General features: G+C 74.9%; 10 protein-coding genes and 1 pseudogene. 7 read left to right on the top strand and 4 right to left on the bottom strand.

Annotated elements, in window-relative coordinates:
* Nucleotides 1-69: 69 nt before the first annotated feature.
* Together WMF27_RS02790 and WMF27_RS02785 are read right to left on the bottom strand one after the other, a co-directional pair.
* On the bottom strand, nt 70-864 hold the full coding sequence (locus WMF27_RS02790; RefSeq protein WP_437944513.1) for a DsbA family protein: 795 nt from the start codon (nt 862-864) through the stop codon (nt 70-72).
* Nucleotides 865-870: 6 nt separating this feature from the next.
* A pseudogene (locus WMF27_RS02785) lies at nt 871-1,047 on the bottom strand (DsbA family protein); the annotation flags it as partial.
* Between the two features lie 282 nt (nt 1,048-1,329).
* On the opposite strand from WMF27_RS02785, the gene WMF27_RS02780 reads away from it, so the two are divergent.
* The 7 genes from WMF27_RS02780 (at nt 1,330) to WMF27_RS02750 (ending at nt 12,707) form a co-directional block, all read left to right on the top strand.
* A complete protein-coding gene (locus WMF27_RS02780) occupies nt 1,330-3,786 on the top strand; it encodes a hypothetical protein (protein WP_437943789.1) in 2,457 nt (818 codons plus the stop codon).
* Between the two features lies 1 nt (nt 3,787).
* Entirely contained in the window at nt 3,788-6,256 is a 2,469-nt protein-coding gene (locus WMF27_RS02775) for a hypothetical protein (RefSeq protein WP_437943788.1), read from the top strand.
* 134 nt (nt 6,257-6,390) lie between these two features.
* Nucleotides 6,391-6,735, top strand: coding sequence for an HU family DNA-binding protein (locus tag WMF27_RS02770; protein WP_436624988.1), 345 nt, complete (start codon nt 6,391-6,393; stop codon nt 6,733-6,735).
* Nucleotides 6,736-6,888: 153 nt separating this feature from the next.
* Nucleotides 6,889-8,118 (top strand): tyrosine--tRNA ligase, encoded by a 1,230-nt coding sequence (gene tyrS / locus WMF27_RS02765; RefSeq protein WP_437761807.1) that lies wholly within the window; start codon nt 6,889-6,891, stop codon nt 8,116-8,118.
* A gap of 31 nt (nt 8,119-8,149) precedes the next feature.
* Nucleotides 8,150-9,157 carry a hypothetical protein gene (locus tag WMF27_RS02760; protein WP_437943787.1) on the top strand — a complete coding sequence of 336 codons (1,008 nt, stop codon included), beginning with the start codon at nt 8,150-8,152 and terminating at the stop codon, nt 9,155-9,157.
* Nucleotides 9,158-9,199: 42 nt separating this feature from the next.
* Nucleotides 9,200-11,311: an alpha/beta hydrolase gene (locus WMF27_RS02755; RefSeq protein ID WP_437761809.1), complete on the top strand. Its 2,112-nt coding sequence runs from the start codon at nt 9,200-9,202 to the stop codon at nt 11,309-11,311.
* 58 nt (nt 11,312-11,369) lie between these two features.
* Nucleotides 11,370-12,707 (top strand): metallophosphoesterase, encoded by a 1,338-nt coding sequence (locus WMF27_RS02750; RefSeq protein ID WP_437761810.1) that lies wholly within the window; start codon nt 11,370-11,372, stop codon nt 12,705-12,707.
* Between the two features lie 36 nt (nt 12,708-12,743).
* Here WMF27_RS02750 and WMF27_RS02745 read toward each other — a convergent pair whose 3' ends face one another.
* Together WMF27_RS02745 and WMF27_RS02740 are read right to left on the bottom strand one after the other, a co-directional pair.
* Entirely contained in the window at nt 12,744-13,355 is a 612-nt protein-coding gene (locus WMF27_RS02745; protein WP_437761811.1) for a DUF2914 domain-containing protein, read from the bottom strand.
* 240 nt (nt 13,356-13,595) lie between these two features.
* Nucleotides 13,596-14,930, bottom strand: coding sequence for a multicopper oxidase family protein (locus WMF27_RS02740; protein ID WP_437761812.1), 1,335 nt, complete (start codon nt 14,928-14,930; stop codon nt 13,596-13,598).
* Nucleotide 14,931 lies beyond the last annotated feature (1 nt).

Genomic DNA, 14,931 nt, shown 5'->3' with positions numbered 1-14,931 from the left:
CAACGCGCAGGCCGCACGGGAGCGCGCAGAGGGCGCGCGGACGCCTTTGGAGGATGGCGCGAAATCTTCTCAACCGGGACCGGCAAGAAGAATCAGGCCTGTCCTGAAATCGCGCCGCCCGCGCGGCGAGGCGAGGCGCCCGCCGCCGAACCCGTTCGCCCACTGAACGGCCGCCGGGTATCCCCGCGTGGGCAGGAGGTCACCCGCTGTCGAGCCGCGCGCGCCATGACGCGCGCGGTGAATGGGACCACCCCGCGTCGTTCGTCTCCAGGCCATCCGCCGTCCTGCGCACAAGCGGGATACCCCGCGTACATCCGATCCAGCCCGGAGGACGCTCCGCGCTCCCGAGTCGAGCGCGGCGCGGAGCTTCGCGACGTCGAGGCCAATCGCGGCCGTGTGGCGCTCGAGCGCCGCGCGGCCGGGCCCATTCTCGGACGGGTCCTCCCACAGGCGCTGCGCCATCGCCCAGAAGCCGGCCTCGCCCTTCTGCCGGAACGCCTCGATCGACGCCTCGGCGGCGAGGGGCGCCCGCGCGTGGGAGGGGAGCGGGTTGTGCTTGAAGACGACGCGCAGCTGAGCGCCGTACTTCCTTTCGAGGCCGTCGACGGTCGGGGCGACCTTGCGACAGAACGGACACTCGAAGTCCGAGAACATGACCAGCGTGACCGGCGCGCCCGGGTTGCCCCGGATCGGCGACCCGTCGACAGGCACCTTCCACACGGTCGTATCCTCGGGGGCCGGCGGCGAGGGCGGCTTCGGGGCCGGAGCGGGCGCCTTGTTCTGCTCGGACAGGGCCGCGTAGACGCGCTCCTGCGGGACGCCGGATCGCCGGAGCTCCTCGGCCGCCCGGAGCTGCCCGTCGATGAGGGTCCGGAACTTGTCGAGAGGCCACGCCCCGCTGACGAACACCCCGTTGACGAAGGTCGCCGGGGTCCCGTGGATGCCCAGGCCCTGGCCGGCCTCGAGGTCCCGGTCGATCTTCGGCGCGTGCCGCTGCTCGTCGAAGGCCGCGCGGAACGCCGCCCGATCGGCGCCGGCCTCGGCGGCCCACGCCTCGAACGACTCCGGCCGGAGGAGGCAACGGAAAAAAAAAGAGCGCCCGCTCGACGGCGGGGGGGGAGACCGTCACGGGCGCTCTGCAGCTGCTCATTGAGCAGGATGCGGGCCAAGAGCTTCCCTTCCGAGTTCGTGGACTTTCGCTAGTAAAATGTCTTTCCCATTTCAATCCTGAAGCAGCCGCTTGCAAACGTGCTGGGCAGAGCTGGCGGCGCCACGTTCGTGGGCGGGCTCCTCGGGTCAGGCTGCGTGAAAGTCGTGTAAAAGAGCCGCGTGTCACCGTCCAGCGCCGACCCTGGTTCCCCCTCGCCGCCCGGAAGCGCAGCTCCCCGACCGAGCAGCGCCTCCCCCGACGGAACGGACGGAACCAGCGACACCGAGACCACCGCCTCCCGGGGCGCCGGCCCGGCGGTGCCACCCGGCTGGCTCGATCGCCTGGTCGCGGCCTGGCCGCGCGTCGATCCGATCCTGTTCGCCGCCTACGCGGGGGCATGCGTCCTCTACGCCGCCGTCGCGTTCTACAGCGCGATGCACCAGCAGACGGGCGGCATGTGGTCGGCGCCGCTCGACGACGTCTTCATCCACTTCGATTACGCCCGCGCCACCGCGCGCGGGTACCCGTTCGAGTGGTCCGAGGGCAACGGCTTCTCGAGCGGGAACACGAGCCTGAGCTACCCGTTCGTCCTTGCCCTCGGTTATCTCGTCGGCTTCCGCGGCGTCCTGCTGATGCAGTGGGCGGCGATCGTCGCGTGCACCTCGATGCTCGGCTTCCTGCTCGTCGGCGCGCGGCTCCTCGAGCCCGTCGGGCGCTGGGCGAAGTACCTGCTGCCGCCCGTGGCGCTCTCCATCGGCGCGCTCGACTGGTCGCTGTTCAGCGGGATGGAGAACGCCTTCCACCTCGGCGCCTGGGCGCTCGCCACCCTCGCCGCGCTCTCGGTCGCCCGCGCAGCCGACGCGCCGCGCGAGCCGGCAACGCGGGTGACGCGGACGACGCGGACGACGCGGACGACGCGGACGACCGACGACGTGCGCGCCGCGGCGCCGCCGAAGCGCCTCGCCCACCTCGGCTGGGCCGCCGGCCTCGCCGGCGCGCTCCTTTACGCCACCCGGCCGGAGTCGGTCGTCTGCGTGGCGGCGCTGGGTGTGTACGCGGCCATCGCCGTGAAGCGGGCCCACGGCGCGCGCGCGGCGATCGCGACCCTGCTCCGGACGTCGGTGCCCGGCGCGCTCGCGTGCCTCGCCCAGGCGGTCGCCAACCGCGTGTTCACCGGCGAGTGGGCGGCGAGCGGCGCCATCGCCAAGCTGGCGCTGAACAACCCGTACATGACGTCCTCCGAGAAGTGGGACACCTACGAGTTCCTCGCGACGTACGTCGTCGCCCGCAACACCAACCACCACTTCTCGGACGCCCTCCCCTGGGGCTGGCTCGTGCCCGCCGTCGCGCTCGTCCCCCTCGCCTCGCGCAAGACCCGCGGGGCCGCGGCGCTGCTCTGGGTCCAGGTCGTCGGGTGGCTCGCGCTCGTGTCCCTGAACGGTCAGGTCCGCTGGCAGAACGAGCGCTACACCATGCCCGCGGTCGCCTGGCTGCTGGTGCTCGCGGCGATGGGGCTCGCGCTGCTCGTCGCGCGCGCCGCGTGGGCCAGCGGCGACGAGCGCCGCCAGGAGCGGCCGGAGAGCGCCCCGGCCGGGCTCAGGGCGCGGCTCGGGGCCCTCGGCGGCCTCGCGGCCGCGGCCCGCGGCGGCGCCGTGGCGCGCGGCCTCTGGTGCGCGCGCGTCGCGCTCGCCCTCGCCGTGGCCGCTCTCTTCTGGGCGCACCAGCTGCCCAGGATGCGCGACCAGATCTGGTTCTTCGGCCGCGCCAGCCGCAACATCCGCGATCAGCACCTCGTCGCCGGCAAGCTCCTCGCCCAGCTCGACGTGCGCCGCGTCCTCGTCGGCGACGCGGGCGCGCTCCTCTACGCGTCGGACCGGCCCGGCCTCGACCTCATCGGGCTCGGCGGCTACCACGATCTCCCGTTCGCGCGCGCGGGCGTCCACGGCCTGGGCGCCTCGCTGGAGCTCATCGAGCGCATCCCCGCCGACGATCGCCCCGACACGCTGGCCATCTACCCGGGCTGGTGGGGCAACCTCCCGGCCATCTTCGGCAGGCGGATCGCCGCGATCCCCGTCGTCGGCAACGTGATCTGCGGCGGCGCGGAGAAGGTCATCTACCAGGCCGACTGGAGCCCGCTCGCGTACGGCGAGGCGCCCGCGTCGATGCGCGAGGACGAGCGGATCGTCGACGAGCTCGACGTCGCCGACCTCGTGAGCGAGCGGGAGCACGGCTACGCCTTCCCGCGGCCTCAGGCCGGCTTCGTCGGCTTCAGCGTCCTCCCGGATCCGCGCGGATCAGGGCACGATCGCTTCGACGCGGGGCGCGCCATCCCGGGCGGCAGGAGCGAGGCGGCCCGCCTGCGCGCCCCCCGCGAGGGCCAGGGCAGGCTCGTGGTCCGCACCGCCGCGCCCCGCGCCGCCACGATCCGCGCGACGGCGGACGGCCGGGAGATCGGCCACCTCGCGCTCAAGAGGGGCGACGGCTGGACCGAGGCCTCGCTCGACCTCCCCGAGGGCCTGCCCGAGACGTTCACGCTCACGCTCACGCCGGTCGACGGGGAGTGGGTCGATCACCACGTCTGGATCCTCGATCGCCCCGCGCGCGGCGCCGGCGCGCGCCCGCTCGCTGGACAGTGACGTGCGCGCCGGCCTGCCCCGCGACCCCGCGCAATGGATCGCGCTCGCGCTCGCCCTCGCCGCGGTGCTCGCCGGCGCCTGGCTCCTCCGCCGCTCGCCCGCCGCCGCGCGGGCCGGCCCCGCGCCTCCACGCCCCGGCGCCGCGCGCTCGGGCCGCGACCCCGCGCCCCGCTCCGGCGCGGCCCTGGGCGCCGCGATCGCCGCGGCCCTCTCGGTCGTCGCGGCGCTGCTCTCGGCCGCGTACGTCGCGGTCTACCTGCGGGGCGGCCCCCGCATCATCGACGCGACCAGCTACTGGCTCGAGGCGCGCGCGATGGCGGCCGGCTACCTCGCGTGGCCCCTCGACGAGCCCGCGGCCTCCGTGCTCGGTCGCTTCCTCGTCCGCAGCGACGCGGCGGGCGACACGATGGCCGGGCCCTCCGGCGCGAACTGCGCGGCCGAGGTCGCGGTCCTCTTCCCCCCGGGCTACCCCGCCCTGCTCGCGCTGGGCTTCCTCGCGGGCGCGCCGCTCGCGGTCGGCCCAGCGCTCGCCGCGGCGCTCGCGATCGCCACCTACGACCTGGCCGCGCGGTTCGCGCCGGAGGGCCCGGCCCCGTCCGGGAGCGCCGCGACGATCCGCTTCGTCCCGCTCGTCGCCGCGCTCTTCTCGGCGCTCTGCGCCGCGCTCCGCTACCACACGGCCGACACGATGTCGCACGGGCTCGCGGCCCTCTGCTTCACCGTCGCGCTCGCGTCGGCGCGGCGCGCGCTCGACGAGGCCCGCGCCGCCGCATCGACGGGCGCCGCGACGGGGCCCCTCGGTCCGGCGGTCCGCGCCGCCGCGCTCGCCGGGCTCGCCGCCGGCTGGCTCGCGGCGACGCGCCCGCCGAGCGCGCTCGCCCTCGCCGCGACGCTGCCCTTCGTGATCCTGCCGGCGATCGCGCCGGGGAGCGCGGCGGCCGGTCCGCGCGAGGGCAATCCGCCGCCGCGCCCCTCGCCGCGGCTCGCGCGGCTCGCCGCGGCGATGGCGCTCGGCGCCCTCCCCGGCCTCGCGCTGCTCGCGGCCCACCAGCGCGCCGCGACGGGCGCCTTCGCCTCGTCGCAGGCCGCGTACTACGCGGTCTCGGACGGCCCGCCCGGCTGCTTCCGCTACGGCTTCGGCGCCGGCGTCGGCTGCCTCGGCGAACACGGCGACTTCGTCCGTCACAACCTCGCGGAAGGATACGGCTTTCTGGCTGCTGCCGGCACGACGCTGCGCCGCCTGAAGCTCCACCTCGTGGACGCGCTCAACGCCGAGCCGCTCGCGCTGCTCGTGCTCGCCGGCGCCGTGATCGCCTGGCGGCGGCCGCGCTCGCGCGCCCTCGCGATCGCCCCGCTCCTCCAGATCGCCGCGTACGCCCCCTTCTATTTCGACGGCAACTACCCGGGAGGCGGCGCGCGCTTCTTCGCCGACGTGCTGCCGGTGGAGCACGTCCTCGCGGCGATGGCCGCCCTCGCGCTCGCCGAGCGCGCTGCGACGGCGGCGCGCGCGGAACGCGGCCCCGCGCGCCGGCGTGGCGCGCTCCTCCCGACAGCGCTCGTCCCGACAGCGCTCCTCCCGACAGCGCTCGTCCCGACAGCGCTCCTCCCGGCGGCGCTCCTCGCGGCGGCGCTCCCGCTCGCCGGCTTCGCCTTCCGCGCGGGCTTCGAGCACGCCGCGCTCCGCGATCGCGAGGGCGGCTTGCCCATGTTCGACCCCGCCGCCGTCGCGCGCGCGGGCGTCTCGCGCGGCCTCGTGTTCGTCGACACCGATCACGGCTTCAACCTCGGCTTCGATCCCGCGCCGGAGGACGTCGCGGTGCTGCGCTACCGGGGCGACGCGATCGACCGCATGGCGTGGGAGGCCCGCGGTCGCCCCCCCGCGTACCGCTACCGCTTCGCAATCCCGGACGGAGGCGGCCTCGCCTCGGTCTCGATCACGCCGCTCGTCTTCGACGCCGAGCCGCCCGGCGAGGCCCGCATCGAGGGCGAGTCGCTGTGGCCGCCCCGCGACCAGCGCGGCGCCTTCGCGCTGCCCGAGCACGCCGGCGGCACGTGCGCGTCAGGCGGGCGCCTGCTCGCGGTGCACGCGGCGGGGCGCGGCGAGGCCGTCGTCCGGGTCGGCCTGCCCGCCCCCTGGCTCCGCGGCGCCCGGATCAGCCCGCGCGTGGCGCTCTCGGGCGCCGGCGCCGGCGAGGTGCGCCTCCTCGTCGACGGCGTCCAGCGCCACGTCTGGCGGGTCGGGCCCGCCGCGCCGAGCCCCCCGGGCGCGCCGCTCGCCTGCGCCGAGCTCCCGCCGCACCCGATCCCGGAGGATGCCGTCGGAATCGAGCTCGCCCTCGCCCGCGAGGACGCGGCGGCGACCGGGGAGGCGGAGCAGGGGGAATCCAGGCAGGGGGGAAACGAGCAGGGGGAAGCCCTCTTCGCGCTCGACGCGCTCTCCGTTGTGGGCGGGAATTCGGTTGACCGCTAGTCCCGTAACATGCGAGCTTTTCATAGGATTCTGTTGTCGTGCGGCTCCTGGAGCGGCGCATCCCCTGGAGCACTGCGGTGGAAAGCGGCAAGTCGAGCGCCGGCGGCGGTCCGCTCGGGTGGGGGAGGTGGACCATGACGAAAAGCGAGCTCATCGACGCGATCGCGGGACGGGGGGAGCTCACCAAGGCTCGAGCGGAGCTCGTGGTGAACTGCGTCTTCGACGCGATGACGCAGGCGCTCCAGCGCAACGAAGGCATCGAGATCCGCGGGTTCGGCAGCTTCACGGTCAGGCCGTACAAGCCCTACAGCGGCAGGAACCCGCGCACGGGCCAGCCGGTGCCCGTGCCCGCCAAGCGCCTTCCGTTCTTCAAGGTCGGCAAGGAGCTCAAGGAGCTCGTCAACGCGAGCCGCGCGTACGCGATCTCGGGTGACGACGACGACGACGACGACGACGACGAGGAGACCGACGACGAATGAGGGGCCGCGCGGCGCGTCCATGACGTGACGCGCCGCACGACGTGACGGCGTCGCACGCGGCGCCCTGATCGCGCCCCACGCCCTCGTCGCCGGCGCGCCGAGGCGCGTCGCCCCCTGGCGGGCGGTTCCGCTGCGCGGTAGAAGCGGGCCCCCATGGTCCCCGCCGAACGTCAGCTCCAGATCCTCTGCAAGGGTGTCGTCGACCTCCACGTCCGAGCCGAGCTCGAGGAGCGGATCCGCGAGGGCAAGCCGCTGCGCGTGAAGGCCGGCTTCGACCCGACGCGGCCCGATCTCCACCTCGGCCACACGGTGGTGATGCAGAAGATGCGGGAGTTCCAGGAGCTCGGACACCACGTGGTCTTCGTGGTCGGCGACTTCACGGCGATGGTCGGCGATCCGACCGGCAAGAACGAGCTGCGCCCGCGGCTCTCGCGCGAGGAGGTCGTCGCCGCGGCGGAGACCTACCAGGCGCAGGCGTTCAAGGTCCTCGACAAGAACAGGACCGAGGTCCGCTACAACTCCGAGTGGCTGAACAAGCTCGATCCGACGCAGATGATCGAGCTCTGCGCGAAGTACACCGTCGCCCGCATGCTGGAGCGCGACGACTTCAAGAAGCGCTACGAGGAGGCGCGGCCCATCTACGTGCACGAGTTCATGTACCCGCTCCTCCAGGCCTACGACTCGGTCGAGCTCGAGGCCGACATCGAGCTCGGCGGCACCGATCAGCTCTTCAACCTGCTCGTGGCGCGCGACCTGATGCCCCGCTACGGCAAGCGCGCCCAGATGGTGATGACGATGCCGCTCCTCGAGGGCACGAACGCGCGCGTCGAGGACGGGAAGGTCGTCGGCGCCAAGATGTCGAAGAGCGCGGACAACTACGTCGGCATCACCGAGCCGCCGTTCGACATGCTGCAGAAGCTGATGCTCGTCGATGACGGCGTGATCTGGCGGTACATGGAGCTCCTGTCGTCGCGCCCGCCCGAGGAGATCGCCGCCCTGCGGGGGGCGGTCCTCCGCGGCGAGCAGGGCGTCATCGCGGTGAAGGAGCTCTTCGCGCAGGAGATCGTCGCCCGCTTCCACTCGGCGGAGGACGCGCGCGCGGCCCTCGAGCGGCGCCGCAGCGTCGCGGCCGGCGGCCTGCCGGAGAACATCGAGGAGCTCCAGGTCGCGAGCGACCGCGACACGATCCCGATCGGCAACGCGCTGGCGCTGGCGGGGCTCGCCGAGTCGACCTCCGCGGCGCGGCGCCTCGTGAAGGGCGGCGCTGTGCACCTCGAGGGCGAGGTGGTCAAGGACGAGCAGCTCAAGCTCGAGCGTGGGAAGCGCTACCTGGTCCGCGTCGGCTCGAAGAACCGCCGCTTCGCCTACCTCGTCGTTGGCTGACGCGCCCGGGCGAGCGCCTCGCCGGCGCGCCGTGCTCGGCGGTGTCCTGGGCTGCGCCCTCGGCCTCGCGCTGCCCTCGTGCGGCGGCGCGCCGCGGCCGCCCGCCCGGCCGAGCCCGCCGCTGCCGCCGCTCGCCACGGCGGACCTGACGCGCCTCCTGCCGCAGGCGGGGCTCAGGTGGCTGATCCTCGTCCGGCCCCGCGAGGTCGCGGCGGTGCCGTGGCTCATCCCGTCGATCGCGCTCGTGGCGCCCGAGGAGAACCTGGCCCGGCACGCCCGCGCGACCGGCGTCGATCTGCGGCAGGTGCGCGAGGCCGCGATCGCGTCGTACGCGGGCGCGGGGCCGGCGGGCGGCGCCACGCTCTACGTGGCGCGCCACAGCGGCGACCCGCGCGCCATCGAGCGCCTCTTCCGGCGGCGGCTCACGGGCAAGGAGCGGCGCGCGCTCGATCGCCCGGACGTCGTGCGCGTGACGGGCGACATCGGCACGAAGCCGCACGCGCTGGTGCTGCTCGGCGAGGACGTGGCCTGCGTGCAGGACGGCGGCAGCCCGCTGCGCGGGCCGGCGCGCGTCGCGTCGCTGTACGCGCTCGGGCGCCTCAAGCGCTCGCCGGCGGCGCTCTCGGGCGGCCCGCTGCGCGCGCTCGAGGCCCGCCTCGGCCCGGCGCCCGTGCGCGCGTTCGCGCCGGGGCCGTTCGACGGGGAGCTCGCCCGCGGCGCGCGGGGGCTGCTCGCGGCGGCGACCGCCGTGGGCGCGGCCGCGAGGCCGAGCGCCCGCGAGGGGATCGCGCTCGCGATCGCGGTGGCGGGCGACTTCTCGACGAGCGGGGAGGCCGCCTCGGAGGAGCTGCTCGCGGCCTGGAACGAGCTGGCGGGCGGCTCGTTCGGCCACCTGCTCGGGCTGGACGCGCCGGTCGAGCCGCCGCTCGCCACCCACGCGCCGGACGCGGTGGCCGTCGCGGTCGAGCTGAACCCCCGGGCGCTCGCCCGGGGGCTCGCGGCGGCGACGGGCGAGCGGCTCGCCGAGATGCTGCGGTAGGCGCGGCGGCGCCTCACCGGTAAATTGGGTGCCGTCAGCGCCATGCCCACCACGACCAGCGGCTTCTTCCTGCAATGCGCCTCCCGCGGCACGCTCGAGCTCCTCTTGCCCGCCGCCGACGCGCCGTTCGGCGTCGAGCACCACCGCCGCGAGGACGCCTCCGGGCCGTGGCGGCGCGTGGCGACGTTCGCCAGCGGCCTCGGCCCGGTCGAGGCGGTGTCGCTCATCCAGAGCAACTTCGGCGATCCAGGCCACCTCGAGGCGGTGGCGCGCATCGGGGATCGGCTGGCCGCGTTCTGGTGCGCGCCCTCGAGCGAGCCGTCGTGGAGCGAGCCGCGCTTCTTCGCGGACGGCGCGGCCGGCGACCCCGCCCTGATCCAGGGCGGCTTCGGGGGCAAAGGCAACTTCGAGCTCGTGGTGCCCCACGCGGGCGGCGGGATCGCGCACTACCACCGCGACAACGACACCGCGGAGCTCGGCTGGCGCGGCCCGGTGATCTTCGGCGAGGGGCTCGGTCGATTCGAGGCGGTCGCGATGATCCAGCGCGTGGCCGGCGCGCCGCACGGGCCCCACGCGCCCGGCGACCTCGAGGTCGTCGCGCGCGCCGGCGATCGCCTTGTGATGTTCCGGCGCTCTCCCGGGTCCGGGGCTGCGTGGCACGGCCCGGAGGAGGTGGTCTCCGGGGTCCGCGGGGCACCGGCGCTCGTCCGGAGCACGATCGGCGGACCTGGGACGCTCGAGCTGTTCTCGCCGCTCGCGCGCGTGGGGCTCGCGCGGTGGTGCCGTGACGACGGCGCCCCCGGGGCGCGCTTCCGCGGTCCGACGGTGTTCGCCACCGATCTGGGCCGGTGCGAGGCGGTCTCGGTGATCGAGAGCTGGCCGCTCGGGCGAATCGAGCTCGCCGTGCGCGCCGAAGGGCGGATCGTCCATGCGACGCGCGACGGCGCGGTCTGGTCGCAGCGCGCGATCGTCGGCAACGCGTCCCCTCCCCCGGCAGATGTCCCTTCTCCGGCGACGCTCCCTCCGCCTGCCCCAACGACGAATCGCCCGCCTGCTGCGACGACCTCTCGCCCACCCGCCGCCACGACGAATCGCCCGCCCGCGGCGACGACCTCTCGCCCACCCGCCGCCACGACGAATCGCCCGCTCCCCTCCACGAGCTCGCCTCCGCCCGCGCCGCTCCCCACCGGCGCTTCGCCGCGGCTGCGCGCCGGGCCGCACCGGGCGGGGTTCCGGCGCATCGGCGCGCTCTCGCTGTCGGCGGACGCCTGCTACCCCGACACATGGCCGTTCCAGGGCGCGATTTACCGGTGCCCCGCGCGGAGCGCCGCGCTGCTCTACTACCCCGCGTCCGCGGACGGCGAGGAGGCGCCGCTCTCCCCGGGAGGCCCGTTCCCGGTCATCGCGATCGCCCACGAGCGGCGCCTCGCCACGAGCGCGGCCACCGCCGGGTCGCCCGCGGGTCTTGCCCAGGACTACCGCCAGCTCGCCGGCGTGATGGCGCACCTCGCGCGCTGGGGCTTCGTCGTCGTCGCGCCCGATCTCTCGTGGCTCACGCCCGACGACGCGCCGCTGCGCCGCGCCGCGGTGCTCCGGGACGCGCTCACGCACCTCCGCGCCGGCTCCCGGGGCCCGCTCCTGGCCGACTTCGCTCGGGTGGGCCTGCTCGGCCACGGGCTCGGCGCGCAGGCGGCGCTCACGCTCGCGCTCGACGCCGCTTGCCCGTTCGACGTCCGCGCCCTCGCGCTCCTCGCGCCGGCGGGCGCCCCCGAGCGCGCGCTGTCCATCGACGCGCTCGCGCCTCGGCCGGTGCTGGTCGTCCGCGGCACCGCGGACCCCATCGCCGCCGCGGTCCCGGCGGCGCTCTACGACCGCGCGCGCGCTCCGAAGCACCTCGTGACCGTGCCCGGCGCGAACCACTTCGGCTACACGACGTCGCTCGGCCTCGCCGAGCCGCTCGACGGCCACGCCGGGCTCTCGCGGCGCGAGCAGCAGGCGATCGCGATGGGCTACCTCGCCGCGTTCTTCAATGGCTACCTCCGGGACGCGCGCGGCGACCTCGACGCGCTCTCGGGCAAGGCGTCGCTCGATGGGCTCGAAGCACGCGAGATCCCGGTCAGCGCCGAGGTGCCTGACGGAGCGGCTGGCTCCTAGGCGCAGCCGGCGAGGCCGCGGCCGGACGCGCGATCGACGCGATGCTACTTTCCGTCGCGTGTACCAGCTCGGCGGCCTCGTCGTCACGCTCGTCAACGGCCTCCTCGGCCTGATCCTCTGGCGGCGGCTGCGCGCGGCGTTCCCTCGACATGGGGCGATGATCAGCGGGCTCTGCGCCGCCGGGCTGCTGCTGGCCGCCCTCCCGGCGCTGCTCATGGCCGCGGCGAGCTTCTCGGGGCTGCGCGCGCTCCAGCGCCACGCGCCGGAGCCGCTGGCGCTGATCGCCATGGGCGCGCAGGTGGGCCTGCTCCTCTACGGGTCGCTCCTCGGGCTCGCCGCGCTCGCGAGCGCGGCCGTCCGGGCGCTCCGCCGGCTCCGGCCGCCCCGGAACGCCCGGCCTGCGGCCGATGCCCAGCCTGCGATGAACGCGCAGGCCAGCGCCGGCGCTCAGGCCGATCCAGCCGCTCAGGACGTCCGCGGGCCTGCGGAGGTCGAGGCCCGGCCGGAGGCCGTCGACGAGCGCCGCCGCCGCCTCGTCGTCGGCGCGACGTGGGCGCTTCCCGCGGCGGCGGTCGCGGTGTCGATGGGCGGCGTGCTCGCGTCGCGCCAGCGTCCGGTCGTCGTGAGGCTCGCGCTGCCGGTGCGCCGCGAGCTGACGAGCCTGCACGGCGTCACCATCGCGCAGCTCAGCGACGTGCACGTCGGCAGCTTCATGGACGCGGAGCGGCTCGACGAGCTCCGCGACGCCATGAACGCGATCCGCGCGGACATCCACGTCGTCACGGGCGATCTGCTCGATCACCACGTCTCGCAGCTCGAGCTGTCCGCGCGGCTGCTCCGGGGCCTGCGCCCCGCCCGAGGGCAGCTCTTCTTCTGCATGGGCAACCACGAGTACATCGCCGCCCGGTCGGCCAGCGCGGGGGCGATCGTGAAGGGCCTCGAGGAAGCGGGCGCCCAGGTGCTCGTCGACGAGGCGCGGGAGGTCCGCATCGGCGGCGATCGCCTGTGGATGGGCGCCATCGACTACCCGAGCCGCGCGCGCCCAGGAGAGCCCGCCCGGCGCCCGACGCGCGACGGGCTCGATCGAGCGCTCGGCCAGATGCGGGACGACGGCGCGCCGCGCGTCCTCCTCAGCCACCACCCGGGCACGTTCCGCACCGCGCGCGAGCTGCCGTTCGATCTGATGCTGTCCGGCCACACGCACGGCGGGCAGATCTCGCTCGGCCGGATCGGCGATTACGCGCTCACGCCGATGCTGCCCGCCGGGCTCTACCACAACGGGCATTACGAGCACCGGGGCCGTCGCCTCCACGTCAACGCCGGCGCCGGGGGCTGGCTGCCGGTCCGCATCAACTGTCCACCGGAGATCACGCTCGTCGAGCTCGTGCCCGCCTGACGCCGCAGCCTCGTGGATGCGCCCAGCCGCCCTCGGCTACAGCGTCACCTCGAACGGCGCGCGCGCGAGCTCCTCGCCCGTCTCCGACCGCACGATCGCCGTCCACTCCCCCGCCTTCCGCGCCCCGCGCGTGAACGCCCACGTCCGCCACCGCGGCGACGGCCCGACCCCGAGCGTCACGTTCCCGACCGGCTCCCCGCCGCCCGGCGGGACGAACGCCACCGTCACCTCGCCCTCCACGTCGCCCCGGTTCTCGACCTCCAGGTACGCATAGAGCCGCGGTGTCTCCGGCGCGTGGAACGTCGTCCCCGGCGCCACCGGCTCGCGGTCCTTCACCCCCTCCGCGATCACCAGCCGCTTCACCTTCAGCTCCGCCGCCCCCCTCCCCTTCTCCTTGGCCTCACGGCTCCCCTTGCCCCCCTTGTCCGCCACGACGCTCGCGTCCGGCGCGGGCGCCGTCACCGTCGCGGCCGGCAGGCCTGCGGGCGCCGCCGCCGTGGCGGCTGCAGGCTCGGGGCACTGCGTCACCGCGGGGCACGCGGCAGCGGCCGGCGCCGGAGGCCGCGCGTCGTGACGCTCGCCGCAGCCGACGAGCGAGACCGTGCAAAGCGCCAGATACGTCATCCGTCGAGCCATCTTCATTGCCATCGAAGCACTCCTCCGCGATCCGGGGCGTCCCGGCCTCGCCACCGGATATGGCAAGGCGTGGACCGCTTCTGGCTCATTGAAATCACTGAAGATTTTGGCTGACCTGTGGTCGCTCGGCCGCGCTCCGTGTGTCCATCGAGACGGCCGACCCGCGCGGCCGCGATCGACCCGAGCCCCCGGCCTCCTCGATTCGACGCGCGGACGAGGTACCGACCGCGAGCTTTCGCTCGCGTCGAGAGATCACCCGCCCGGCTTCCCTCCAGAAGCGGGGTCAATCCCGTCCGCCCGCATCCGCTCGGCGCTCGCCGGCCCGGCCACGGTGCCGGCCGGGTGCACATACCACCCGGCCGGATCCGCCTTGTCCGGATCGTCGCGGACCTTGAGGACGGTGAACATTCCCCCCATGTCGATGTACGAGAATGGCCCGGCCCCGCCGCGCATCGGCAGGCTGTTCGCGGGGATCGGCATGGACATCTCGCCCATGCCGCCCATCCCCGTGGTCCCCATCGTCATGTAGCCGGGCATCACGCGGCGCATCCGCCGATCGAGCGCGCGGGTCTCGGCGCCGACCATGTTCGGCAGGCCATGGCCCATCTGCATCATCGTGTGATGGGTCATGTGGCAGTGCACCGCCCAGTCGCCCGGCTCCTCGGGGACGAACTCGATGACCCGCGTGCTGCCCACCGGGACCAGGACCGTCGTCTCCGGGTACTGGGCCGACTCGGGGACAAACCCGCCGTCCGTCGCCGTGACCTGGAACGACAGGCCGTGCAGGTGGATCGGGTGGTGATCCATCGGGCCGAGGTTCCCGAGGCGCACGCGCACGCGCTCGCCGCGGCCGACGACGAGCGGCGCCGTCGCGGGGAACGCCTTGCCGTTGAACGTGAGGACGTTGAAATCGCTCATCGCGTTCGGGTCGGGCCGGCGCGCCCCCGCGTTGATCTTCCACTCGTGCGTCATCAGCACGAAATCCCGGTCCACGCGCGGCCCCCTGGGCCTCCTCGGGTGCACGACGAACATCCCCACCGCGCCCAGCGCGATCTGGGTCATCTCGTCGAAATGCGAGTGGTACATGTACGTCCCCGGATACCGCGCGACGAACTCGTAAACATACGTCTCGCCGGGCTCGATCGGGCGCTGGGTGAGCCCGGCGACTCCATCCATGCCGTTCGGCAGCACGAGGCCGTGCCAGTGGACCGTGGTGGCCTCCGGCAGGGAGTTCGTCACGTAGATGCGCAGGCGATCGCCCTCGACCGCCTCGATGGTCGGGCCGGGCGTGCTCCCGTTGTAGCCCCACACCTCGCTCTTCAGGCCGGGGGCGATCTCGTGCTCGAGGGGGCCGGCGACGAGGTGGCCGACCTTCACGCCGTCCACCACGCGCAGCGGGAGCGTGCTGCCGTTCGGCGTCACCACGGCGGGCTGCCCCCCGGGCGCCGCGGTCCGGCGAGGCGGGGCCGTAGCGGCGCCCGCGGCGGGCGGCGCGCCAGGGCGCTGCTGCGCGTGGGCGAGCCCTTGCGTGAGGATGGCGGCGCCGGCGGCCAGACCGCCCGCGTGGATGAAAGCACGTCGATCCATG

Source organism: Sorangium sp. So ce281 (genome assembly GCF_051527395.1).
Taxonomy (GTDB): domain Bacteria; phylum Myxococcota_A; class Polyangia; order Polyangiales; family Polyangiaceae; genus Sorangium; species Sorangium cellulosum_B.
The sequence above is the reverse complement of the archived record's forward strand: the minus strand, read 5'-3'. Positions and strand labels throughout refer to the sequence as shown.